General features: G+C 39.2%; 22 protein-coding genes and 1 pseudogene. 14 read left to right on the top strand and 9 right to left on the bottom strand.

Going from position 1 to position 21632, the window contains the following annotated elements; all coding sequences use genetic code 11:
- Positions 1–244 precede the first annotated feature (244 nt).
- Positions 245–1450 carry an RtcB family protein gene (locus tag M5121_RS08035; RefSeq protein WP_249570868.1) on the top strand — a complete coding sequence of 402 codons (1206 nt, stop codon included), beginning with the start codon at positions 245–247 and terminating at the stop codon, positions 1448–1450.
- A gap of 4 nt (positions 1451–1454) precedes the next feature.
- Positions 1455–1613, top strand: coding sequence for a hypothetical protein (locus tag M5121_RS08030; RefSeq protein WP_005162067.1), 159 nt, complete (start codon positions 1455–1457; stop codon positions 1611–1613).
- Positions 1614–1759: 146 nt separating this feature from the next.
- Here M5121_RS08030 and omp38 read toward each other — a convergent pair whose 3' ends face one another.
- Complete coding sequence (gene omp38, locus M5121_RS08025) at positions 1760–2815, bottom strand: outer membrane protein Omp38 (RefSeq protein ID WP_249570867.1); 1056 nt, start codon at positions 2813–2815, stop codon at positions 1760–1762.
- Between the two features lie 385 nt (positions 2816–3200).
- Between omp38 and M5121_RS08020 the strand changes: the two genes are divergently transcribed.
- The 3 genes from M5121_RS08020 (at position 3201) to M5121_RS08010 (ending at position 5577) form a co-directional block, all read left to right on the top strand.
- Entirely contained in the window at positions 3201–3713 is a 513-nt protein-coding gene (locus M5121_RS08020; protein WP_249570866.1) for a GspH/FimT family pseudopilin, read from the top strand.
- A gap of 111 nt (positions 3714–3824) precedes the next feature.
- On the top strand, positions 3825–5000 hold the full coding sequence (locus M5121_RS08015; RefSeq protein ID WP_005162073.1) for a thiolase family protein: 1176 nt from the start codon (positions 3825–3827) through the stop codon (positions 4998–5000).
- Positions 5001–5133: 133 nt separating this feature from the next.
- Positions 5134–5577: a VOC family protein gene (locus tag M5121_RS08010; protein WP_249570865.1), complete on the top strand. Its 444-nt coding sequence runs from the start codon at positions 5134–5136 to the stop codon at positions 5575–5577.
- Between the two features lie 45 nt (positions 5578–5622).
- Here M5121_RS08010 and M5121_RS08005 read toward each other — a convergent pair whose 3' ends face one another.
- The 5 genes and pseudogenes from M5121_RS08005 to M5121_RS07985 all read right to left on the bottom strand — a co-directional run bounded on the left by M5121_RS08005 (position 5623) and on the right by M5121_RS07985 (position 9789).
- The gene (locus tag M5121_RS08005; protein ID WP_087543165.1) at positions 5623–5976 is read right to left on the bottom strand and encodes a DMT family transporter; all 354 of its coding nucleotides are present in this window, start codon (positions 5974–5976) and stop codon (positions 5623–5625) included.
- An 81-nt stretch (positions 5977–6057) separates the two neighbouring features.
- Positions 6058–6543 (bottom strand): DUF934 domain-containing protein, encoded by a 486-nt coding sequence (locus M5121_RS08000; protein WP_050041452.1) that lies wholly within the window; start codon positions 6541–6543, stop codon positions 6058–6060.
- Positions 6536–8179: a nitrite/sulfite reductase gene (locus M5121_RS07995; protein ID WP_249570864.1), complete on the bottom strand. Its 1644-nt coding sequence runs from the start codon at positions 8177–8179 to the stop codon at positions 6536–6538. The genes M5121_RS08000 and M5121_RS07995 overlap by 8 nt, the downstream gene beginning before the upstream one ends.
- 173 nt (positions 8180–8352) lie before the next feature.
- Positions 8353–8582, bottom strand: a pseudogene (locus M5121_RS07990) (hypothetical protein); the annotation flags it as partial.
- Positions 8583–8670: 88 nt separating this feature from the next.
- Complete coding sequence (locus tag M5121_RS07985) at positions 8671–9789, bottom strand: CaiB/BaiF CoA transferase family protein (RefSeq protein ID WP_249570863.1); 1119 nt, start codon at positions 9787–9789, stop codon at positions 8671–8673.
- 214 nt (positions 9790–10003) lie between these two features.
- Between M5121_RS07985 and M5121_RS07980 the strand changes: the two genes are divergently transcribed.
- Entirely contained in the window at positions 10004–11017 is a 1014-nt protein-coding gene (locus tag M5121_RS07980) for an AraC family transcriptional regulator (RefSeq protein ID WP_249570862.1), read from the top strand.
- 95 nt (positions 11018–11112) lie between these two features.
- Positions 11113–11577 (top strand): GNAT family N-acetyltransferase, encoded by a 465-nt coding sequence (locus M5121_RS07975; protein ID WP_249570861.1) that lies wholly within the window; start codon positions 11113–11115, stop codon positions 11575–11577.
- A gap of 146 nt (positions 11578–11723) precedes the next feature.
- Here the strand turns inward: M5121_RS07975 and M5121_RS07970 are convergent, their stop codons facing one another.
- Complete coding sequence (locus tag M5121_RS07970; protein ID WP_249570860.1) at positions 11724–12263, bottom strand: AAA family ATPase; 540 nt, start codon at positions 12261–12263, stop codon at positions 11724–11726.
- Between the two features lie 178 nt (positions 12264–12441).
- Here M5121_RS07970 and M5121_RS07965 point away from each other — a divergent pair, with 178 nt between their 5' ends.
- The 5 genes from M5121_RS07965 to M5121_RS07945 all read left to right on the top strand — a co-directional run bounded on the left by M5121_RS07965 (position 12442) and on the right by M5121_RS07945 (position 17628).
- The gene (locus tag M5121_RS07965) at positions 12442–13647 is read left to right on the top strand and encodes an acetyl-CoA C-acetyltransferase (protein WP_249570859.1); all 1206 of its coding nucleotides are present in this window, start codon (positions 12442–12444) and stop codon (positions 13645–13647) included.
- 10 nt (positions 13648–13657) lie between these two features.
- Positions 13658–15805: a 3-hydroxyacyl-CoA dehydrogenase NAD-binding domain-containing protein gene (locus tag M5121_RS07960; RefSeq protein WP_249570858.1), complete on the top strand. Its 2148-nt coding sequence runs from the start codon at positions 13658–13660 to the stop codon at positions 15803–15805.
- Positions 15806–15965: 160 nt separating this feature from the next.
- Positions 15966–16190 (top strand): hypothetical protein, encoded by a 225-nt coding sequence (locus tag M5121_RS07955; protein ID WP_004908835.1) that lies wholly within the window; start codon positions 15966–15968, stop codon positions 16188–16190.
- Positions 16191–16256: 66 nt separating this feature from the next.
- Complete coding sequence (locus M5121_RS07950) at positions 16257–17111, top strand: patatin-like phospholipase family protein (protein WP_249570857.1); 855 nt, start codon at positions 16257–16259, stop codon at positions 17109–17111.
- A 280-nt stretch (positions 17112–17391) separates the two neighbouring features.
- On the top strand, positions 17392–17628 hold the full coding sequence (locus M5121_RS07945) for a hypothetical protein (protein WP_099949106.1): 237 nt from the start codon (positions 17392–17394) through the stop codon (positions 17626–17628).
- Between the two features lie 60 nt (positions 17629–17688).
- Here the strand turns inward: M5121_RS07945 and M5121_RS07940 are convergent, their stop codons facing one another.
- Positions 17689–18120: a GNAT family N-acetyltransferase gene (locus M5121_RS07940; protein ID WP_125272098.1), complete on the bottom strand. Its 432-nt coding sequence runs from the start codon at positions 18118–18120 to the stop codon at positions 17689–17691.
- A 16-nt stretch (positions 18121–18136) separates the two neighbouring features.
- Positions 18137–19351 (bottom strand): class I SAM-dependent methyltransferase, encoded by a 1215-nt coding sequence (locus M5121_RS07935; protein ID WP_249570856.1) that lies wholly within the window; start codon positions 19349–19351, stop codon positions 18137–18139.
- A 99-nt stretch (positions 19352–19450) separates the two neighbouring features.
- Between M5121_RS07935 and trhA the strand changes: the two genes are divergently transcribed.
- Both trhA and M5121_RS07925 read left to right on the top strand, forming a co-directional pair.
- On the top strand, positions 19451–20092 hold the full coding sequence (gene trhA, locus M5121_RS07930) for a PAQR family membrane homeostasis protein TrhA (protein ID WP_004950465.1): 642 nt from the start codon (positions 19451–19453) through the stop codon (positions 20090–20092).
- A gap of 111 nt (positions 20093–20203) precedes the next feature.
- Complete coding sequence (locus M5121_RS07925; protein ID WP_249570855.1) at positions 20204–21514, top strand: MFS transporter; 1311 nt, start codon at positions 20204–20206, stop codon at positions 21512–21514.
- Positions 21515–21632 lie beyond the last annotated feature (118 nt).

Below are 21632 nucleotides of genomic sequence, written 5' to 3'. Positions count from 1 at the left end.
TTCACTTGACCCTTAACTAAATATCAGTAAAATCATTAGCTCATATTTTCAGCTGCACTATTATATAGGAGTACGACATCATGCCAGCACTACAAGGAACAACACTCTAAGATTTGGCACTGTCGACTCACGGACAAGTGTACAAATCCAATCATCACTTGTCCGAATGCTCTACTTAACCTAGCATTCGCTAGGTTTTTTTATGCCTATTCGGACACAATATTAAAATAACCGAGCAAACAAAATGAGCATACAAAAAATACTTAATGCTGATGCTGAATATGGTGTTCCAGTAAAAATATTCACCAATGATATTGATAGCGAAAGCATTGAACAACTACAGAAAATGGCACAACTGCAATTTGTGTATTCACATATTGCAGTGATGCCTGATGTGCATGTCGGTAAAGGCGCAACTGTTGGCAGCGTCATTCCAACCAAACATGCAATTATTCCTGCTGCTGTCGGTGTCGACATCGGTTGTGGCATGAATGCTATCCGACTCAATCTCAAAGCATCACAGTTGCCAGATAATCTCGCACCTTTACGCCATGCAATTGAACGTAAAGTCCCTGTAGGCTTTGAATTACACAAACAAATTAAGGCGAAAGCCTCAAGCATTATTCCACTGGAAAAACGCTTGCAGCCGATCATTAAAAAGCACCCTGGCTTAGTTCGGATGCTCAGAAAGTTTGATGCGACATGGCAAAAACAACTCGGTACCTTAGGCGGTGGCAATCACTTTATCGAACTCTGTTTAGATGAAAATCAGGACGTTTGGGTCATGCTCCATTCGGGTAGCCGTGGTTTAGGTAATGTGATTGGAACTTATTTTATCGAGCTAGCAAAGAAAGAAGCTCAACATCGATTTGGACATGTCCCAGATAAGGACTTGAGTTATTTTGCAGAAGGCTCAAATAGTTTTAATGACTATGTTGAAGCCGTGGAATGGGCACAAGAATATGCATTTGAAAACCGACGTGAAATGATGCGTCTGATTTTAGAGGCAATCCGCCCACTGCTACCACCTTTTCAAATGACCAAAGAAGCGATTAATTGCCACCATAATTACGTCAGTCAAGAAACTCATTTTGGTGAGCATCTCTTAATCACACGTAAGGGGGCAATTCGAGCGGGCCAAGATGAATTAGGCATCATTCCTGGTTCTATGGGGGCTCGCTCTTATATTGTGAAAGGCAAAGCGAATCCTGATTCATTTTGCTCATGTTCACATGGCACAGGACGAAAAATAAGCCGTAGTAAAGCCAAATTACTTTTTGGTCAAGAGGATTTGATTCAACAGACCCAAGGTATTGAATGTCGTAAAGACAGTGGTGTAATTGACGAAATACCAAGTGCATATAAAGATATCGATCAAGTCATGGCAAACCAATCAGATTTAATCGAAATCGTGCACACCCTTAAACAAGTTCTATGTATAAAAGGTTAAATAGATGAAACTTAAAGCAATGCCTAAAATCAAAGTTCGTAATCCTGTTGCGCTCTCCCCTTTACTACAAAAAGGAGGGATCCATGAAACAGAAAAACCTAGAGCTCAGCACCGTCGAGAAAGACAAAACACCAAACAACAGCTCAGAAAAGAAGTTTGGTAAATTCTAGAAAATATTAATCAAACACATCAGTCAAATTATTTTGTAGGAGTAATTAAAATGTTTATATATTCAAATCACTTGTATGCAAACCCATATAAAAAAGCGACCCATCAGAGTCGCTTTTTTATTCAGTTCAAAAACTCAAATTATTGAGCTTGTTGACCTGGCTGTGCAAGAACAGTACGGCTACCAGTGATCGCAGCGAATACGCGACGGTTCATGGCACGACCTTCTTTAGTCTTGTTGTCAGCAATCGGTTGATCCCAAGCAAAGCCTTGAGTCGTCAAGCGAGATTCGTTAACGTTATATTCGTTAACAAGCGCTGATTTAACAGAGTTAGCACGAGCTAAAGATAAACGTTCGTTTAACTTACGTGGACCAGTGTTATCAGTGTGACCTTCAATACGTGCAGTCGCATTCGGGTATTCAGCTAATTTCTCAGCTACTTTCGCGATTTCAGACTTGTATTGTGGCTTGATGTCAGACTTGTTGGTATCAAAGAATACACGAAGTTCCATGTTAAGGTCTTCAGTCAATTCTTGTGGCTGTGGCTGTGGTTGTGGTTGAACTGGTACTGGTTCAACTGGAGCAACTTCTACTACTGGAGCAGCTGGCTTCAAGTGACCGCCAAGAACTACGTTTAAACCAGCAAGAGCTGTGTAGTTCCAGAAGTCTTCATCGATATTATAAGTACCACGAGCTTCTGTACGAAGAGATAAAGCATCATTTAAGCGCCAGAAAGCACCGAAACCAGCATTACCTAAAGTACCTTCTTCTTTGTCACCACGAACACCGCGGTTAACATCATCAAAAGTATATTTATAATGACCAGCACCTAATAATACATATGGCTTAATTTTGCTGTCATAGTTTTTAGTGATTAAATCAGAAGTAACATAGAAGTTACCATTGATTTGCTGTTGTTTGTACTCAGCATTAGGACTAACTGTGTCCACATCACCCTTAACTTGATTATATTCAGCCTCAAAACCTAACCAAGGTGTTAATTCAACACCAAGTGCTGCACCAACAAATAAATCATCCTGAAGCTCAGGACCATCTGTTAAATGCTTATCACCGTTATTATGTTTAGTGTCTTGGAATGTGTAACCAAGCATTAATGGAGTTACTGTTACACCCGCATTAGCAGCAGCTAAAGGAGCAGCAACAAGCATAGCAAGTGCAATACGACTCAATTTCATGGATATCCTCCAGAGATAACAATTGTTTGTTGTTCAAGCTTAGCCTATAAGTTTTGGCCCTGCGAACATAAAATGTTTACAGTATTATTTTTAAGCTATTCACTTCACTTTGAATCATACAAACACTTGATTAATTTTCCAAGTGCTTGATAACTTTAACCTCGCAAATTATTGACAAAATTTCTTACAATTTCCGTTGTAGTTCAGTAAATTTTCAATTCAACTTTAAAGCTCGAATAGCTTATTGTTCGCTTTCTTCAATTTTAGCAGTATTTGCTTGATGAAGTAATGGTTAGTTTTCTAATACTAAACTTAATTTAATAAATACAGTAATTACTTAACACTTTGTTAATAAAAAAATTACAAAACTATCAAAAGGTAAAAAATGTTAACAGTTAGAGGATTCACTCTGAGTGAATTAATGGTCACACTTGCTATTTGTGCGATTCTAGCATACCTCAGTTTACCTTATTTGAATCAATTATTGATTTCAAATGAAGTAAATCATATGAAAAGAACACTCACAATTTACATACAAAAATCCAAATCTGACGCACAGATTCATCATAAAAATGTGACTTTATGCGCAAGTAAAGACTTAACTAGCTGCGATTCAGATTGGAACAGTGGACTAATCGGATTCCTTGATTTAAATGCTAACCGGCAACGTGATTCAAATGATCCTTTATTGTATTCCGCAGCATTTAATTATAAATATGGGAAATTAGATTGGAGGGGTACATTAAGAATAAATTCACTTACTTTCCAAGGTGATACAGGGCTACCAAGAGGCTCAAATGGAAGTTTCTTTTATTGTATGAATGATTCTAATCATCATACTCAATTAATTCTCAGCAATATGGGGCACATACGTAGTAAAGAAATTACCACGTGTTAAAAACTCTTCAGTCTAGCCTAAACGACGTAAAATACTTTATTCGCATGCTTTTTTTAATATACTGCATAGGTTTTGAACATTCTCTGCAAATTATAAGTCTGGAGACACACAATGACTGACATCGTAATTGTCAATGGCGCTCGTACAGCAATGGGCGGCTTCCAAGGCGCATTATCAAGCGCAACTGCACCCGAATTAGGTGCAATCACCATTAAAGAAGCAATTGCTCGTTCGGGATTACAGCCTACTGATGTAGAAGAAGTAATCATGGGCTGTGTGTTACCAGCAGGTTTAAAACAAGGTCCAGCTCGTCAAGCTATGCGAAAAGCAGGTTTGCCAGATTCTACTGGTGCAGTAACCATTAACAAACTTTGTGGTTCTGGCATGAAAGCTGTGATGCAAGCTGCAGATATGATCAAAGCTGGTAGTGCTGAAATCGTGGTTGCGGGTGGTATGGAGTCAATGACCAATGCTCCTTATGTTTTACCTAAGGCACGTGCAGGTTATCGCATGGGTCATGGTGAAATTAAGGATCATATGTTCCTTGATGGTTTAGAAGATGCAGAAACTGGCCGCTTAATGGGATCATTTGCACAAGATATGGCAAATAAACGTAGCTATACACGTGAACAAATGGATGATTTCGCTATACGTTCTCTACAACGTGCACAGAAAGCAATTACTGAAGGTTATTTCAAAGATGAAATCGTTCCAGTCACTGTATCTAGCCGTAAAGGTGATGTTGTTGTTGATCAAGATGAACAACCATTAAATGCAAAAATTGACAAAATCCCAAGTTTGAAACCTGCATTTGCAAAAGACGGTACAATTACTGCGGCAAATGCGAGTTCAATTTCTGATGGTGCTTCTGCTTTAGTGTTAACCTCTAGTGAAGTCGCTACTCAACGTGGTTTACAACCTTTAGCAAAAATTATTGCAACCGCATCAAACTCTCAACATCCTTCTGAATTTACGATTGCTCCTGTAGGGGCGATTGAAAAAGTTTTGAAAAAAGCTGGTTGGGATGCACAAGATGTTGATCTTTGGGAAATCAATGAAGCTTTTGCAATGGTTACAATGTGCCCAATTGATGACTTCAAATTAGATACAGAAAAAGTCAATATTAATGGCGGTGCTTGTGCACTTGGTCATCCAGTTGGTTCTACGGGTTCACGTATCATTCTTACATTAATTCATGCACTTAAACGCACTGGTGGTAAAAAAGGTGTTGCGGCGCTTTGTATTGGTGGTGGTGAAGCAACAGCAGTTGCAATTGAATTGATCTAATCATTAATTCGATTAACTAAAAATCCTGCCAAGTGCAGGATTTTTTATTTTCATAATTACAAAAAATAATGCACCAATTATTAAAATCCCGATAAGTTATGGGCTGTATAAAAAAACAACAAGGAGTTCCCTCATGCAGCTCAACCATTACCTAAATTTTCAAGGACAAGCTGAACAAGCATTTATTTTTTACCAATCTATTTTTGGCGGTGAATTCGCAATGATCAGTCGCTATGGTGATATGCCACCTACAGAAGGGGTTATGTTATCAGAAGCAGATAAATGCTTAATTCTGCATGTTTCCTTACCTATTAATGAATATACCGTACTCATGGGTTCAGATGTTAATGATCAGTTCTGCTCTCCGAATAGTATTTTCACTCAAGGCAACAATCATTATATTTCAATCAATATTGAACACGATGAAATGGAGGCACGACGTTTATTCAACCAGCTTTCTGTACGTGGCCATATTGAAATGCAATTAGAAAAAACCTTTTGGGGCGCACTGTATGGTGCTTTCACAGATCAGTTCGGAATCAAGTGGATGGTCAATTGTCAGCTTGAAGATATATAAGCAGCATATCAGGTACTATCAAAATAGTCTTTTCTGATAGTACCCCTAAACATCAATATTAGAATACTGAGCAATAATCATTAATCCGATAGTGATAAATCCAATCCCAACCCACCCTGCTAAATCAATATGCTGCCCTAAAAAAACTTTTGCTAAAGCGGCTGTCGCAATAACACCTAGCCCAGACCAAAGCACATATAAAATCCCAGCTTGCATATACTTCAATGCAATCGCAGCACAAGTGAAAGAAACAAGATATAAAACCAAGGCGATTCCTTGATCGAGTTTATTCACTAATCCATTTGCTTTGGCAGAATAAAAAGTTGAGAGTACATCAGTTGCGATGGCGAAAAGCAGCCAAATCACCCCAGGATTTATTTTTGCAATAAAGGTCAGCATTGTTATTCTTCAATCTATAAATTTTAAATAATACGCAATAAAAAAGCTGAACCTGAGTTCAGCTTTTTTACTTAAATGAGCTTAAGCACCTGTTTGGTAACTCGCTTGTGGCACAGCAGTTGAAGCTTGATACGGATTGGTGAAATCTTGAAGTCCAGCAGCGGCTTCATGAATATCCTTACCTTCTTTAACCACAAAGCTATCAAAGCCAGAACGTTTTAAATAGTTTAAAACATCTTTAAAGATATCACCGACAGCACGTAACTCGCCTTGATAACCTTGACGGCGTAATAATGCTGCAAATGAATAACCACGTCCATCATTGAAACCTGCGAACTCAATGAAGATCGCATCTAATTCATTTAATGGAAATTGATGAGTTTCAGGTGAATCATTAACAGTAATGTATAACGCTTTTTTAGCTTGTACATTTGCCAACTGATCTAACTGAGCAGTTGTTACAACCACATCACCTTGTGGAATTACGCCATCTTCAGCAATCACTTGATAAGTATTATCAGCAATCGTGCCATCTTTGAACAGCACTTGTAGCGATGTATTAAGCATAAGCACGCTCCTTAAATGGTTGGATGCCAACACGGCGATACGTATCAATGAAACGCTCACCTTCAGTACGTAGATCAAGGTAAGTATTTAGGATTTCTTCAATGACATCAGGTACTGCATCAGCAGCAAAAGATGGTCCTAAGATATCACCGATAGACGCATCATGATTCGCGTTACCGCCTAGCGTGATTTGATAAAATTCTGCACCTTTTTTATCTACACCAAGGATACCAATGTTACCCACATGGTGATGACCACAAGCATTCATACAGCCTGAGATATTTAAATCAAGTTCACCAAGATTATAGATCGTATCTAAATCATCAAAACGACGGCTAATCGCTTCTGAAATTGGAATTGATTTCGCATTTGCCAATGAACAGAAATCACCGCCCGGACAGCAAATAATATCGGTAATAAAACCGATATGTGCACGTGCCATATTGTTCTGTTCTAAGGTTTGCCATAATTCAAATAAATCTTTTTGTGGTACATCCACAAGTGAAATATTTTGTTCATGTGTGGTACGGAATTCACCAAAAGTGTACTTATCCGCTAGGTCTGCAATTAAGTTCATTTCTTCCGTGGTGATATCACCAGGAGCAACCCCTGCACGTTTCAAAGAAATCGTCACAATACGATAGCCTTTGACTTTATGTGCATTGGTATTCACGTTGAACCATTGTTTGAATTTAGGATATTCAGCAAACAATGCTGTGAAATCTTGATCGTCTAACTCTTGATAATCAAACGGAGTGAATTCTTCATCCAATTTTTTCAAGATTTCAGGTTGAATCTTCAATGCTTCACGTGTGTGTTCAAATTCGGCTTCAACTTTTTCGGCAAATACCTGTGGTGTTAATGCTTTCACCAAAATCTTAATACGTGCTTTGTATTTGTTATCACGACGACCATGCAAGTTATAGACACGTAAGGTCGCTTCTAAATAAGCAATCAAATCTTCACGTGGTAAGAACTCACGGATTACGCTACCAATGATTGGGGTACGGCCCAAGCCACCACCAACCATGATTTTATAGCCCATTTCGCCCGCTTCATTACGCACGATATATACACCGATATCGTGGAACGCCGTTGCAGCACGATCTGTTTCTTCTAAAGCAGAAACTGCAATCTTGAACTTACGTGGCAAGAACGCAAATTCAGGATGGAAAGTACTCCACTGACGAATCAATTCACACGTCGGACGTGGGTCTGCAATCTCACCAGCAACCACACCTGCAAACTGATCAGTCGTGGTATTACGAATACAGTTACCTGAGGTTTGTACTGCATGCATTTGTACTGTTGCTAGCTCAGCAAGAATATCAGGTACATTTTCTAAAGCAGGCCAGTTCAACTGAATATTTTGACGAGTTGAAACGTGGGCATAACCACGATCATATTCAGTCGCAATTTCAGCAATTTTTCTGAGTTGTTTAGTATTCATCAAGCCATACGGCACAGCGATACGGAGCATAGGTGCATAACGTTGCACGTACAGACCATTTTGCAAACGTAATGGACGATATTCGTCTTCTGTTAATTTTCCTGCTAAATAGCGTTCTGTTTGATCGCGAAACTGAGCAACACGTTGGTTAATCAGTTGTTGATCGAAATCCGTATATAAATACATGGCGTATGGCTAGTCATTCATTATAAAGGTGACTAGCATAGCGAGCTTTTATTCATCAACAAAATGCTTTTTTTGCATATTTAATAACGATTTTATTGATAAGCCTATCTAATTGCCGCAAATAGAAAAAGCTCAGACAAATCTAAGCTTTTACAATCATTTTCTAAATGAAATTAGTTCTTATCTGGCAATGTGTAAGCGACTAAATAATCACTTTTTTCGTTCCAAATGAACCATGCCCACCCGCCATAATCACCACATATTGCTTGCCATTGATTTCATAGGTCATTCGAGTCGCCTGTCTACCCGCAGGTAAACGTGCTTCCGATAACTTATCGCCATTTGAAACATTGAATGCACAAAGATAATTATCTTGGGTTGCTGCAACGAACATCACTGCGCCTCAGTATCTTGTCAACCTAGAATTTTATTGAGATCGAAGTAGATCTATACAACATCTTAACAATACAGTGATGAATCTCACATATTACCTACCACTTACCCTCACCTAGACCCTGACCAATAAAGGCATATTTAATTTGTGAACGTGAGAACTTAATTGGACATGCCAGTTGCGCTTCGGTTTGTTCACTATTTTCAGATAATGGTACATCCACGACCCAACCACGTTGTTCAGCAATTGGAGAAACCAATGCTTCATCAAGACTCAAGACAGGTTCCACACAAATATCTAAGGTTTTAAAAAGTTGCTGCCATACTACAAAATCTTGGCTTTTAAACTTTTCTTGTAATGCTTGTTTCACCGCTTGGCGGTCTTCAGGATCAAATGATGTGCCTTTGGCAAGAAGTAATGGCAATTCTAAAGCCGCTGCCAAACCCGCCATAAATTGTGGCTCTAAACTTCCGACTGAGAAATAACGCCCATCTTTGGTTTCATAATAATCATAAAAACTCGCACCATTTAACATCCCTTGTTCTGGTGCTTGCGGTGTTTGCCCTGCCAAACTTGCAGAAGCAGCCATACTATTTAAACTAGCCACACAGTCCGTCATAGAAATATCTATGTATTGCCCCATACCACTACGCTGACGCTCAACAACAGCAGCTAAAATCCCAATAACCGCATGCAAAGAACCACCTGCGACATCCGCAATCTGTACACCTAATGGAGGTGGTCCGCTATCTTGGCGACCACTATGACCCGAAATACCAGCTAAAGCTAGATAGTTAATGTCATGCCCTGCACGGTCTTTATATGTACCTGTTTGACCGTAACCTGTAATAGAACAATAGATTAATCGAGGATTGATCTCAGCAAGTGTTTCATAATCCAACCCTAATCGACGCATCACGTCTGGTCGAAATTGTTCAAGCAGGATGTCAAACTCTGAAATTTTATTTTTAATTAACTCAATATTTGCAGCATCTTTTAGATCAAGCGTAATGGACTGTTTATTTCGATTAAGATAACTATGCGCAGTGGCTTGACCATTGGCATAAGGTGGCATGATTCGAACCAAATCTGGACGACTCGGAGATTCTATATGGATAACTTCTGCACCCATGTCTGCAAGATACATACTTGCGAATGGACCAGGCAACAAAGTAGAAAAATCTAGAACTTTCAATCCCTTTAAAGCAGTTGGCATAATAATTTTTACTCATATTGTTCAAATTTTCTTTTATACTAGGTTCAGATAAACACAAAAACAATGTCATGTTCAGCCATTTACCTTGATAGTTTCGGCAATTTAACATGTACTTAGTGAGCAACAATTTTTTCTTGTCAATTGCTCAATTAGATATTTTAGACGGTTATTTAGGTCAATTATCGTGAATAGTAAAGAAACTGAAGGATTCAATATGAGCCGTGATACGATCAGCATCCACTTCGTGAATGCGGCTTTAACAGGTGTTAAACGCCTTGGCATGGACGTTGAAACATTACTTTCACATGTTGGAATTGAGGCAGAACTGCTGCGTCAACCCAAAGCGCGAATCTCCCCTGAGCAATATACTCGTTTTGTCAAAATGTTATGGATGGTCACTCAAGATGAACACGTAGGTTTTGATGTACAGCCTCGTCGTTTAGGTACATTTGCCATTATGTGCCAATTAATCATACATTCGAAAACACTTGGACAGGCACTGGAACTCTCCTCCCAGTTCTATAAATTGTTTGGAGATGAATGGTCGGTAAGCTTGGAACGTGACAAGCATGAAGCACGTTTAGTGCCTCACATTCCTAAAGCGCTTGACCCTGATCATTTTATTACTGAAAGCATGCTGATGATTTGGCATGGACTTGCATCATGGTTAATCGAACGCCGCCTGCCACTGGAACGTGTTCATTTTGGCTATGAACGCCCTAACCACGCCGATGAATATGATGCGCTGTTCTTTGCGCCTGTGATGCAATTCGATGCACAACGTACGGAAATCACATTTGCTGCTGATTATCTAGATTTACCAATACGCCAAGATGACAAAACCTTAGAAGAGTTTTTGAAAGCGGCACCTGCACAATTACTGGTAAAATTCAAGAATACCAACTCACTCACTTCACGTATCCGAGATGTATTGAAGAGCCAAATTGGTGAAGAAATGCCAACCCTCAATGATGTTGCATCAATGTTGTATTTATCACCTCAAACATTGCGTCGTCGTTTGGCAGCAGAAGGTAAAAGTTATCAAGGGGTCAAAGATGCCTTACGTCGTGATGCTGCAATTCATTTATTATTAACACCAAACCTTACCCTTGAAGATGTTGCTCAACAGGTTGGCTTTAGTGAAACCAGCACTTTTCACCGTGCCTTCAAGAAATGGACAGGCGTTACCCCAGGTTTATATCGCCAGTTGCATGGACATCACAATTAACTTAAATCAGACAAAGTGTTCAACCCTAAAAAGTTGAACATTTGTTGAAAAATATGGTATTAATCCACTATATTCCTCAACAATCACGATAAATAATGATAATCAAAAAAGGCGATTTTTCAGACCCTCAAGTTCAAGACCTCATACGCATTCATTTGCACGGCATGCATCAGAACACACCTATTGAGCATAGTTTTGCACTCGATTTCAGCAGCCTACAAAAAGACTCCATTCGATTTTATACACTTTGGCGTGATGATCAGCTTCTTGGTTGTGGTGCGATTCAAGAGCTTAACCACTATCATGCTGAACTTAAATCGATGCGGACTCATCCCCAACATCTACGTCAAGGTGTAGCGACACACTTACTCGATTATCTTTTAAAAATTGCTAAACATAACAACTATGAAAAAGTGAGTTTAGAAACAGGAAAAGACTCCCACTTTGATGCAGCAATTAGTCTATACAAGAAATTTGGTTTCGTAGAGGGTGAAGCCTTTGCTCAATATAATGAATCTGAATATAGTCAATTCTTTCATCTAAATTTATCTAATCAATAGTTTAATCTCAGATTTTCATCTGCTTTTTTAAAGAGGTTTTTTGCAAAAACTCATTGATAAGTAATCTAATTACAAGTATTACAGCCGTAAAGCCAAAACATTATCTTGAAAAAATATAGCCAATACCCTGATTTTAATGCTAATTATCAATCACCACTTATTTGTTTTAAGAAAGCAGCTGTCTTCCGAGGCGAAGTTAGGTGAATAAATCGTATGTGCTGGTATTTAGGGTTATTCATCATCGCTAAATACCTTTTCTTATTTTGTGGATATTTCTGAAACATCCATAAAAAAATCGATTTTTGGGAGAATACCATTTTCAAGTTCTCTCTATTATTCGAGTTTTTCCATAATCGCTCACGACTTAAAATACGCCACAAAGTCCGTTTAGTAAGACGATAAAAGTTAACAGAAAAAGAATAATCTAGCCAAATGACCGTATCCACGTCAGACCAAATCATATCAATACTGCGTGAATAAAGATTATCGATCACCCATCCCGTTGATGCTGCATCCATACTCAGTTTAAGTTTGCAAAAAAATGCATCATTTGAAGATTCTTGCCAATCATCTAGCCATAGCAAATCATCCAGTTCGATATATTGTATTTTTAATTTTTCCGCCAACTTTCGAGCCAGCGTAGATTTGCCAGAACCCGTAGTACCAATAATATTAATAAATTTCATCAAGCAAATTATGTTGAATTATGGACATGCATTTTACTAAATATTTCAACTATTCAATAGTGAACTGAATTGGCGAAAAACATCAAACTTACCAATGTTTATCATCATTGCACTGACACTTAAATTGAGTACACTCGAAGCACAATGATTTTAATTTAAGGCAATACAAGGAACACCTATGAGCGAGGCCTATATTATTGATGCCATTCGCACACCACGCGGAAAAGGAAAAAAAGACGGCTCATTACATGAAGTAAAACCAATTACTTTACTCACAACATTATTGAATGAATTACAACAACGCCATCAACTCGACACATCTAAAGTCGATGATATCGTTCTCGGTTGTGTGACACCGATTGGTGATCAAGGTGGGGATATTGCCAAAACTGCTGCGATTGCTGCAGGTTGGAATGATGATGTCGCTGGCGTACAAATCAACCGTTTCTGTGCTTCTGGTTTAGAAGCGGTGAACTTGGCAGCACAAAAAGTTCGTTCAGGCTGGGAAGATGTTGTGGTTGCGGGTGGCGTAGAATCAATGTCACGTATCCCGATGGGTTCAGATGGTGGACCATGGGCACTTGATCCTGAAACCAATTTAAAATCATCTTTTGTACCACAAGGTGTGGGTGCAGACTTAATCGCAACTTTAGATGGTTATAGCCGTGCAGATGTAGATGCTTTTGCAGTGGGTTCACAACAAAAGGCCGCTGCGGCTCAAGCAAATGGTTATTTCGATAAATCCGTAGTGCCTGTGAAAGATCATGCAGGTGTAACAATCTTAGAAAAAGACGAATTTATCAAAGGGACAACCACCGTTGAAGGTTTAGCAAAACTGAATGCTAGCTTTGAAATGATGGGACAAATGGGCTTCGATGCAGTTGCATTACAGAAGTATCCTGAAGCACAAAAAATCAATCACGTCCATCATGCAGGTAACTCATCAGGTATCGTCGATGGTGCTGCGGTGGTGTTATTGGCTTCTGAAAAAGCAGTCAAAGAGCAAGGTTTAAAACCTCGTGCCAAGGTGCTTGCAACTGCATTAGTCGGTACAGATCCAACCATTATGTTGACTGGTCCTGCCCCTGCTGCACGTAAAGCATTAGAAAAAGCAGGCTTGAGCATCAACGATATTGATTTATTTGAAGTGAATGAAGCTTTTGCAGCTGTGGTAATGCGTTTTATTACAGAACTGAAAGTTCCTGCTGAGAAAGTCAACGTCAATGGTGGTGCGATTGCGATGGGACATCCATTAGGGGCAACTGGTGCCATGATTCTAGGAACTTTGTTAGATGAATTAGAGCGTCAAGGTAAAAAACGTGGTCTAGCAACATTATGTGTCGGTGGTGGTATGGGTATCGCTACCATTATCGAGTTGGTGTAAGGAGAACAACATGAGCGCTATTAAATACGAAAAAAACGCTGACAATATTGTAATTCTTACCCTTGATTCATCGGGTCAATCTGCAAATACCATGAATGCAGAGTTCCGTGATGCTTTAGATGAAGTCAGTCAAAAACTGAAAGCTGAAACTGATCTGAAAGGTATTATTTTCCGTTCAGCTAAGAAAACCTTCTTTGCTGGTGGTGACTTAGATGAGCTGATTCAGGTACAACCTGAACATGCCACTGAATTTTTCAAGATGATTGAAAAACTCAAAGGTGACTTACGTACAATCGAAACTTTAGGTGTGCCTGTTGTTGCAGCTTTAAACGGTACTGCGCTTGGCGGTGGCTGGGAAATCGCTTTAGGTTGTCATTATCGTATTGCGATCAATGATCCAAAAACTAAATTTGGTTTACCTGAAGTGACTTTAGGTTTACTTCCAGGTGGTGGTGGTATCGTCCGTATGGTGCGTCTGCTCGGCTTACAAAATGCATTTCCTTTTCTCATGGAAGGTAAGCAATTTGGTGTCGATAAAGCAAAATCTCTCGGCTTGGTACATGACACCGCCGAGAATGAACAAGAGCTGTTAGACAAAGCCATTGCTTGGGTCAAAGCTAATCCACCTTCTACAAAAGCAGCACAGCAACCATTTGATGTGAAAGGCTACAAAATCCCGGGTGGCAGTCCAAGCACTCCTGCGGTTGCACAAGTGCTTGCGATTGCTCCTGCAATGCTACGTGACAAAACCAAAGGCTGCTACCCTGCCCCTGAAGCAATCATGGCGGCTGCGGTTGAAGGTGCGCAAGTCGATGTGGATACCGCTTTACGTATCGAGTCACGTTACTTTACACAACTGACAGTAGGTCAGATTTCCAAGAACATGATCGGTACGTTTTGGCATGGTCTAAATGCAATTAAATCAGGTGCGAGTCGTCCTACTGAAATTGCTAAATGGCAAGCGAAGAAAGTCGGTGTTTTAGGTGCAGGCATGATGGGTGCAGGGATTGCCTACTCAACCGCAATCAAAGGCATTCCTGTCGTACTCAAAGACGTATCTGTTGAAAATGCAGAGAAAGGCAAAGCTTACTCGCAAAAGCTACTTGATAAACGTGTTTCACAGGGTCGTATGTCAGCGGAAAAACGCGATCAAGTGTTAGCACTGATTACTGCAACCGCTGATGCAGCTGATTTACAAGGCTGTGATTTAATTATTGAAGCAGTATTTGAAAATCAAGAACTCAAAGCTAAGGTGACTCAAGAAGCTGAACAGTATTTAGCTGAAGGTGGAATCTTTGCATCGAATACGTCTACCCTGCCAATCACAGGTCTAGCCACAGCAAGTAAAGATACCAAAAACTTTATTGGCTTACACTTCTTTAGCCCTGTAGATAAAATGCAATTGGTCGAAATCATCAAAGGCAAAGAAACTTCTGCTGAAACATTGGCGAAGGCTTATGACTTTGTACAACAAATTGCTAAAACGCCAATTGTGGTGAATGATAGCCGTGGTTTCTTTACCAGCCGTGTCTTTGGTACATTCATTCAGGAAGGTATGCGCCTACTTGCTGAAGGTGTTCATCCAGCCAAAATTGAAATGGCGGCGCTCAAGGCAGGTATGCCAGTCGGCCCACTTGCGATTCAGGATGAAGTGTCTTTAACTCTGACTGAACATGTTGCGAGTGAAACCCGTAAAGCCCTACAGGCTGAGGGTAAGGAATTACCAAAAACTCCTGTAGATGAAGTGGTTCACACCATGATTCACGAGCTGAATCGTAAAGGTAAGGCAGCGGGTGCAGGCTTCTATGAATATCCTGAAAATGGCAAAAAACATTTGTGGGATGGGCTCAGCCGCTGGTCAAAAGACAACGATGTTTCTGAACAAGATATGATTGATCGTTTCTTGTTTGTTCAAGCGCTGGATACTTTACGCTGCTATGAAGAAGGTGTTCTAGAATCAGTAATTGATGCCAATGTCGGTTCAATTTTTGGAATCGGTTTTGCTCCATGGACTGGTGGTGCAATTCAATTCCTAAATCAAAATGGGATTGAAAAATCACTACAACGTTCAGAAGAATTGGCTGCTAAATATGGTGAACGTTTCAATCCACCACAATTGTTAAAAGACAAAGCGCAGAAGAAAGAAATTATTCAATAATTTTTTCACTCTCTTCACTTTACGCTCATATCAGTTTCTTTAACTGATATGAGCTTTTTTGTATTTATTGATATAAAACCGAATTACGTCGAATCCATCACAAATTGTGCTATAAATATACCAATTCTGCTTTACTTTTTGTCGTTTGGAAATTTGTCTTATGTCTGAGAAATTATGTCCTGAAACCTCGCCGTGGGGTTGGAAAGCACTGATCATCACTTGCATTTTAAGCTTTATCTTTATGGTGATTTTTTATTTAGCCATAAATAATGAGCCTGACTATATGCCAATGAATCAAAAAAAAGCAGCGGCAGCAGCTGAAATGTCACAATCTCCAGCAAATGGCGAAGCTCAACATAGCGAGCATCAGCAACACAATCACTAAAGTATTCTTGTCGAAGATGATAAATCCGTGTTAAACAGGGATCTATCATCCTATTCGAGATATTGAATGCTTCACCAAAATCGTCAAGCACTGGTCGTTGAAGGTGGTGGAATGCGCGGCGCATTTACCAGCGGTGTCTTAGATGCATTTTTACTGCAACAATTTAATCCATTTAATCTTTGTGTTGGTGTTTCATCTGGTTCTACCAATGTCGCTAATTACCTCGCAGCTCAACAAGGTCGCACCCTACAAATCTATCTAGATCATTCTCTTCGATCTGAATTCATTCATTATGGACGCTTCTTCAAAGGTGGTGACTTACTTGATTTGAAATGGATGTGGGAAGTGGTTGAAAAAGAAAATCCACTTAATCAAGCTCAATTATTTGCCAATCATCCTGAGTTCTACATGGTATTGACCCATGCTATTTCAGGAGATGCAACATATATCAAAGCCTCCAAAGACAACATTCTCGATGGATTACGTGCATCAAGTTCTATTCCTGTGCTTACCCGTCAAGCAGTAGAAGTTTTTGGTGAACCCTACTTTGATGGCGGAGTCGCAGATGCTCTCCCCGTACTTTGGACGGCGAAACAAGCCAATGTATCTAAACTCATGGTACTGAGAACTCGCCCCAAACATTACTACAAAGCCAGTAGTAAAGGTGATCAACTACTTGCAAGGTATGCATTCAAGCAACGACATGGTTTTGCCAAAAGTTTATTAGCAAGAACGCAACGCTATAATGAATCTGTTCAATTTGTTAGAACAGCATCTGAACAAAAAATATTGGAGGTTTGCCCACCCGACTTAAAACATATGGCGGGTCGACTCACCAAGAATAAAGCCAAGATTCGTTATAGTTATGATATTGGTCTAGAAACAGGCTTCAAAGCTATTGAAGATTGGAACGCCCTATAATCATCACGCCTATTCCAAGTCTTTGAATACTATAATATTGAAGACTTGGAAACTTATTTAAATCATATCTTATTCTAAATAATCGCTTAAATTTAGCCCTAAATATTAATTTCAGACTATTCTTTTTTGCGAATCAACTTTCAAGTTTCAATCAATAATACAAACCATCAGATAGCCCAAAACAAACTATAAAACCATATAATGTTTAGGCTTTTTATCAAATTGATTAAATGATGGTGTTCTAGCAAGTTTTTTATTTATTTTATTTTTGGAATTTTCTATGAGTAATCGCTCAAACTCTCACAACGATTCAAGTGAAACCGTATTAGGTTGGAAATTTGTCATTATCGTTGGGGTACTTAGTACAATTTTTCTCAGTTTCTTCTACTTAGCTATGAGCAATGAACCAGATTATATGCCTGGAGCGCAGCGAGCAGCAGAACAACAAAAAGCAATAACTCAAGAAAACGCTCAAGCAAGCTCAGAGGTTGAAACCCAACATCAGCAACACCAATAAAGAAATATAACTAGCTCGATCTGATCATCGATCGAGCAAGTTATGATCTAAATCTTCGTTTCAGTGATTTTTAGTTTCAATCACCAACTGCATTTTTATATGAGGAATTCCACACTCATCGTATGCATCCCCTTGTATCGAAAATCCTAATTTTTCATAGAATGAAATGGCGTGAACTTGTGAAGATAACTGAAGAAATTTTCGATCTTGTTGATGTGCTTGCCGAATAATCTCTAACATAATCATACGTCCAATTCCTTGTCCGCGATAAGCTTTGAGTACAGCCACACGCCCTACACTATTGTTTTGTAATAAACGCGCAGTCGCAATTGGTTGATCTTGATCATAGACAACAAAATGATCTGAAATCATATCTTGATCATCCCACTCCTCTTCTTCAGGAATGTTCTGCTCAATTATAAAAACTTGTTTTCGAATGAACTTTGCGTCTTGCTCTAACTTATCCCAGTGACCACTTTGGACTCTAAACATCTCGATCTCAGCTTAATTAGCACTTACAACCTAAATTTTCGATTGGCATTTGATCTTGTAACAGCAATTCTAAGCTTTGTTTTTGGATACCATACATCTGTTTTAAGGCTTGAATTTGCTGCATAATTTTCGGATCAGGCTGCTGAACATCTTTACGCTTGGTCGCTAAAATCATCTTATTTTTACTGGTATGTTCCAGTGAAACGAATTCAAAAACTTTAGTTTCATAACCGTAAGCCTTAAGCAACAAAGCACGCAATGTATCTGTCAGCATTTCTGCCTGCTGCCCTGCATGAATGCCAAACTGAAGCATCGGTTGTAAAACCTCTGGGCTTTTTAATTGAGGTCGCAACTCTTTATGGCAGCATGGCGCACACATGATCATTGAAGCATTCAGACGAATTCCTGTATGAATTGCAAAGTCGGTTGCTACATCACAAGCATGTAGTGCAATCATGACATCCAGCTTTTCTGGAGCATAGCTACGCACGTCGCCTTCAAAGAAATCAAGATGATTAAATCCAACATCATCTGCAACTTTTTGGCAAAACTGTACAAGATTCGAACGCAGTTCAACACCTGTGATTAACGGCGTTTTATTTTGCTCCAATAAATAATCATACAAAGCAAAAGTTAAATAACCTTTTCCTGAACCAAAATCAACAATATTAAGTTCTTGTTGAGAAGCATCAATTTGCTCATAAGCATTTGAAAAAATTTCAATAAACTTATTAATCTGTTTCCACTTGCGCGCCATACTTGGAATGAGTTGTGCCTTTTCATCGGTAATTCCAAGATGTTTAAGAAATGGACTTTGTTGCTGAACAAATCGATGTTTTTCACGATCGTGATGCTGTTGAACTTGGTTTACACTGATTTGCTTTTTCTGTGCATTCAACATGGCTTTCTTTTTGTTTTTTTTCAGTTGAATATCTTGCTGCATTGTAAATAGATTGGCTTGTTTCGACTGAGCCAACAGCTCGGCTATTTTCTCTAATCCCTCTTCAATCGGATAATTCTTAGTAATATCTTGCGTTTTATAATGATATAAACAGGACAGCATACTTTGATTTTGCAGTTCAATAATGCGAAAAGTCATTTTTTCTAAATCTGTCATTTCGCCCTTGTATTGACTCAAGATCAATCGATCAAAACTATTGTTTTCAATAGATTGCTGAATCTCCAAGAAAAATTGCTGTTCTTGTTCAAAGGAAAATTTGGGCGCAAACATAGTGAAAACCTGACAAATAGAAACTAAATTTTATAGCGTCTTACTTTAAAAGGGAAATTGTATTACGATACAGTTGTATTTTATACTATTAGAAGCTCAATGAACGCTAATTTTCTAACCAATTATGATCCCAAAGAAGAATTGATTAATGCCTATAGTCACGGGATTGGTGCAGCTCTGGCGCTAATTGCATCGGTGTTTCTAATTATCAAAGGATATGGACTACCTTTCGGACAATGGATGAGTTTATGGGTATATGGGTTCAGTCTTGTATTACTCCTCAGCAGTTCTATGCTTTACCATTTCTCTCAGGATGGAATGAAACGCTACTGGTATAAAAAACTTGACCATACTGCGATTTATTATCTGATTGCAGGAACATATACCCCCTTTCTAAGTATCGCAATCCCAACAGCGAAAGCACATTATTTATTAATTGCGCTATGGATCATTGCCTTGATTGGGACGGTATTTAAACTGATCCTGATTCATCGTTTTCAAAAAGTATCTTTGGCTGCCTATATCATCATGGGGTGGTTAGCCGTGTTGGTTATGGATGATATGCAACGTTATCTATCAAAAGAAGCAATCCAGTTATTGATTGCGGGTGGGCTTGCTTATACTGTCGGCACATTGTTTTATGCTTTAAAAAAGGTAAGATATACCCACGCAATTTGGCATGTATTTGTGCTAATAGGGGCAGGTTTACACTTTCTTGCAATCTACTGTTATGTGCTTTAACTCCTGTCGACAGGCCAAAAGAAATGACACTAGTTTCATGAGTAGACTTTGCATTCAAAGAATTCTCAGGTCCATATTTCTGTGTCTTGATCAAATAAAATAAGGTCTCGTATGTCGTCTAGTACTACGACTGTCACCCCCGAAGTGGCAAGCAATTCAAAAACAAGGGTATTAATTGCCAGTCTCGTGGGTACCACGATTGAGTTTTTTGACTTCTATATCTACGCAACTGCAGCAGTTTTAATTTTTCCTCATTTATTTTTCCCAGAAAGTAGTGATGGTGCCGCTGTACTAAAATCCCTCGCAACTTTTGCAATTGCATTTATTGCTCGCCCGATCGGAGCCGCAATTTTTGGACATTTGGGAGATCGAATTGGACGTAAAGCAACTTTAGTCGCAGCTTTACTGACAATGGGAATATCAACCGTTTGTATCGGTTTGCTGCCAACTTATTCACAAATTGGTCTTGCAGCTCCTTTACTATTAGCTTTATGCCGTTTAGGTCAAGGTCTCGGTCTTGGTGGTGAATGGAGTGGTGCTGTTCTACTAGCGACTGAAAATGCACCTGAAGGCAAACGTGCATGGTATGGCATGTTCCCTCAACTGGGCGCCCCGATTGGTTTTATCCTCGCAACAGGTTCTTTCCTATTATTGAATGCTTTTATGTCAGAACAAGATTTCATGACTTGGGGCTGGCGTATTCCATTCGTCTCAAGTGCGGTGTTGGTTCTGGTTGGTCTCTATATCCGTCTGAAATTGCATGAGACTCCTGCATTCCAAAAGGTTTTAGACAAACAAAAAGAAGTTAATGTCCCATTCAAAGAGGTCATGACGAAGCATTTCCCAATGTTGGTCTTGGGTACTGTTGCTGCGATTTGTACTTTTGTAGTGTTCTATCTCACAACTGTTTTTGCACTCAACTGGGGTACAACAAAACTGGGATATGCTCGCGGTGATTTCCTTGAATTACAATTGATCGCAACACTTTGCTTTGCAGCTTTCATTCCTGTTTCAGCGATTCTTGCTGAAAAGTTTGGACGTAAAAATACATCGGTTGCTATCTGTATCTTATCAGCCTTATTTGGACTTTGTTTTGCGCCGCTTTTAGGGTCTGGTAGCCCATTACTTGTGTTCCTATTTTTATGTATTGGTCTCTCAATCATGGGACTCACTTACGGACCGATTGGAACTGTACTTTCTGAGATTTTTCCAACATCAGTACGCTATACAGGTTCGGCATTAACCTTCAACTTAGCAGGTATATTTGGTGCATCCTTTGCCCCTTACATTGCAACCAAACTTGCTGAAAGCTATGGTTTAGATGCTGTTGGAATGTATTTAAGTCTAGCGTCAATTCTTTCATTAATCGCGTTTTTGTTCATCCGTGAAACTAAACACGATGATGTAAATAACCAAGTCTAATCTATATGTTCTTATTGAGTGAACGTCATGAGAGGTTCACTCAAACCATTTATCGGGCAACTCTACTCACCTGTTTGCAATCGCTACAACATCTCTCCCGCTAAATATTTTTTGTGCT

The sequence above is a fragment of the Acinetobacter sp. ANC5681 genome (genome assembly GCF_023488045.1).
Taxonomy (GTDB): domain Bacteria; phylum Pseudomonadota; class Gammaproteobacteria; order Pseudomonadales; family Moraxellaceae; genus Acinetobacter.
The sequence above is the reverse complement of the archived record's forward strand: the minus strand, read 5'-3'. Positions and strand labels throughout refer to the sequence as shown.

Coding starts and splice junctions, on each gene's coding strand:
- M5121_RS07970 (WP_249570860.1), bottom strand. CDS start 12,263: ATGAAATTTATTAATATTATTGGTACTACGGGTTCTGGCAAATCTACG.
- M5121_RS07945 (WP_099949106.1), top strand. CDS start 17,392: ATGAGTAATCGCTCAAACTCTCACAACGATTCAAGTGAAACCGTATTA.
- omp38 (WP_249570867.1), bottom strand. CDS start 2,815: ATGAAATTGAGTCGTATTGCACTTGCTATGCTTGTTGCTGCTCCTTTA.
- M5121_RS08010 (WP_249570865.1), top strand. CDS start 5,134: ATGCAGCTCAACCATTACCTAAATTTTCAAGGACAAGCTGAACAAGCA.
- M5121_RS07965 (WP_249570859.1), top strand. CDS start 12,442: ATGAGCGAGGCCTATATTATTGATGCCATTCGCACACCACGCGGAAAA.
- M5121_RS07995 (WP_249570864.1), bottom strand. CDS start 8,179: ATGTATTTATATACGGATTTCGATCAACAACTGATTAACCAACGTGTT.
- M5121_RS08030 (WP_005162067.1), top strand. CDS start 1,455: ATGAAACTTAAAGCAATGCCTAAAATCAAAGTTCGTAATCCTGTTGCG.
- M5121_RS08015 (WP_005162073.1), top strand. CDS start 3,825: ATGACTGACATCGTAATTGTCAATGGCGCTCGTACAGCAATGGGCGGC.
- trhA (WP_004950465.1), top strand. CDS start 19,451: ATGAACGCTAATTTTCTAACCAATTATGATCCCAAAGAAGAATTGATT.
- M5121_RS07935 (WP_249570856.1), bottom strand. CDS start 19,351: ATGTTTGCGCCCAAATTTTCCTTTGAACAAGAACAGCAATTTTTCTTG.
- M5121_RS07980 (WP_249570862.1), top strand. CDS start 10,004: ATGAGCCGTGATACGATCAGCATCCACTTCGTGAATGCGGCTTTAACA.
- M5121_RS08000 (WP_050041452.1), bottom strand. CDS start 6,543: ATGCTTAATACATCGCTACAAGTGCTGTTCAAAGATGGCACGATTGCT.
- M5121_RS07975 (WP_249570861.1), top strand. CDS start 11,113: ATGATAATCAAAAAAGGCGATTTTTCAGACCCTCAAGTTCAAGACCTC.
- M5121_RS07960 (WP_249570858.1), top strand. CDS start 13,658: ATGAGCGCTATTAAATACGAAAAAAACGCTGACAATATTGTAATTCTT.
- M5121_RS07955 (WP_004908835.1), top strand. CDS start 15,966: ATGTCTGAGAAATTATGTCCTGAAACCTCGCCGTGGGGTTGGAAAGCA.
- M5121_RS08005 (WP_087543165.1), bottom strand. CDS start 5,976: ATGCTGACCTTTATTGCAAAAATAAATCCTGGGGTGATTTGGCTGCTT.
- M5121_RS07950 (WP_249570857.1), top strand. CDS start 16,257: ATGCTTCACCAAAATCGTCAAGCACTGGTCGTTGAAGGTGGTGGAATG.
- M5121_RS07940 (WP_125272098.1), bottom strand. CDS start 18,120: ATGTTTAGAGTCCAAAGTGGTCACTGGGATAAGTTAGAGCAAGACGCA.
- M5121_RS08020 (WP_249570866.1), top strand. CDS start 3,201: ATGTTAACAGTTAGAGGATTCACTCTGAGTGAATTAATGGTCACACTT.
- M5121_RS08035 (WP_249570868.1), top strand. CDS start 245: ATGAGCATACAAAAAATACTTAATGCTGATGCTGAATATGGTGTTCCA.
- M5121_RS07985 (WP_249570863.1), bottom strand. CDS start 9,789: ATGCCAACTGCTTTAAAGGGATTGAAAGTTCTAGATTTTTCTACTTTG.
- M5121_RS07925 (WP_249570855.1), top strand. CDS start 20,204: ATGTCGTCTAGTACTACGACTGTCACCCCCGAAGTGGCAAGCAATTCA.